The sequence below is a fragment of the uncultured Leptotrichia sp. genome (genome assembly GCF_938036635.1).
GTDB classification, from domain to species: Bacteria; Fusobacteriota; Fusobacteriia; order Fusobacteriales; family Leptotrichiaceae; genus Leptotrichia; species Leptotrichia hongkongensis.
Window position 1 is genome coordinate 1 of the sequence record NZ_CALHQO010000509.1, and the last position, 1,743, is coordinate 1,743.

2 protein-coding genes are annotated in these 1,743 nt (G+C 27.7%); both read right to left on the reverse strand.

Annotated features, from left to right (window positions below):
* Positions 1-333: 333 nt before the first annotated feature.
* Complete coding sequence (gene efp, locus Q0370_RS10245) at positions 334-906, reverse strand: elongation factor P (protein ID WP_147005751.1); 573 nt, start codon at positions 904-906, stop codon at positions 334-336.
* A 92-nt stretch (positions 907-998) separates the two neighbouring features.
* Positions 999-1,742 carry an SIMPL domain-containing protein gene (locus Q0370_RS10250; RefSeq protein WP_299575381.1) on the reverse strand — a complete coding sequence of 248 codons (744 nt, stop codon included), beginning with the start codon at positions 1,740-1,742 and terminating at the stop codon, positions 999-1,001.
* Between the last annotated feature and the right edge of the window lies 1 nt (position 1,743).

Sequence of the window (1,743 nt, forward strand, 5' to 3'; positions counted from 1 at the left end):
CAACTATTTGGACAATGAGGTAACTAATTAAAGTACAATTTTCAGAATACAACGATTTTTCAAGATATTATAGCTAATTATCCTCGTGTATTTCTAACCATTTTTTTCACTATACTCTAAAATTTCCCATTCTTTTGTAAAGATTAATTTTTTATAAATTTTAGTTTTTACACAAAAAAAGACTGTACCTAGAATTCATTTTCTAAGCCAGCCTTTTTCACGCTTTTCTTATTTTTAAAATTTTAATTTTTTATTAATTTTTTCTTGTCTTTTCAAAAAAAGCTACCGTTTTTTCGATAGCTACGTTTTTATTATTATAATTCTGAATTGTTATTAATTTGCTCTTTCGATATATTCACCAGTTCTCGTGTCAATTTTGATTTTATCTCCAATTGCTACGAATAAAGGCACTTGCAATTCATACCCTGTAGATACAGTTGCAGGCTTTGTTGCACGTCCAATTGTATCACCTTTTAATCCTGGTTCTGTATAAGTTACTTCTCTAATTACTGTATTTGGTAATTCTACACCAACTGGAGTTCCTTCATACATCAATACTTGGATAATCATTTCTTCTTCCAAGAAATTTACTGCATCTCCTAAATCTTCCGCTGATAAAGTAATTTGCTCAAAAGATTCCTGATCCATGAAATTATATTCTCCATCAGTTTCATATAAAAATTGCATTTGATTTCTATCAAGAATAATATCGTCCATAAGTTCAGTTGCTAAAACTGTTATTTCTTGTATTTTTCCTGAGATTAGCTCTTTTGTTTTAAATTTTACTTCTGCTGCTCTTTGTCTTTTTCCTGATGTTGACTGATGTCTTTCAGCTTTTAATATTAAATATGGAATATTATCCTTTCTATATGTGCTTCCTTGTCTTAATTCTGCTGCTGGTTTCATTAATTTTTTCCTCCTAAATTTTTACTTTATTTTATGATTTATTTTTTAACTTAATTTACTATTTATTCTAAAAATAAACTTGATTTCCCTAACTAATATTTTATCAAATAAGTAGCAGTTACTACTACTCTTAGCTTTTTATAAATTTGATTAGCTTCATTTTCATTAATTCTTCTCACATCTTCTGTATCTTCTAGTATCTCAAATTGCCCTTGACTAATATTTTTTAGTCCACCAATTTCATTGTTGTTTACTTTTAACATCTCAATTGCTCTTATTTCTGCATTTCGAGAAGCATCTACTACCATATCTTTTTTATATCTTTCGATATTCGTTATAAAAAATTCTGGCTCGTTTACCTGAATATTACTACTTTGAAGTTTTAACTCTAATAATTTTTGAAAAAACTCTTCAACTTTGTCAATATTCTTCGTTACAATTGAAATTGTTTCAACTCCCTCGTAGTCTGAAATTTTAGCATTTTGCATAATCGAAGTAGAAATTGCTGTTGTCTGTTGTTTTACATTCGATGAGCTTTCAATATAATTTGGCTGAATTCTTAAATTTCCAATACTATAATCATTTGAATCAATTTTCAGATTTTTAATCAACTCTGTTACCAATTTCTCTTTTTCTGATATACTTTTTTTCAATTCATCAAGATTTTCATTTTTATCAGAAATTACGATATTTATGAGTGCCTTATCTGCTTTTATTCTACGTTCCGCTACTCCTTTTACTGTAATTCTGTTTTCATCTTTATTCGCTTTGTTCATGGCATTTGAAATTAATGCCGCAGATATTATTAATCCAAAAGATAATATTGTAGGAATTATT

Coding starts and splice junctions, on each gene's coding strand:
- efp (WP_147005751.1), bottom strand. CDS start 906: ATGAAACCAGCAGCAGAATTAAGACAAGGAAGCACATATAGAAAGGAT.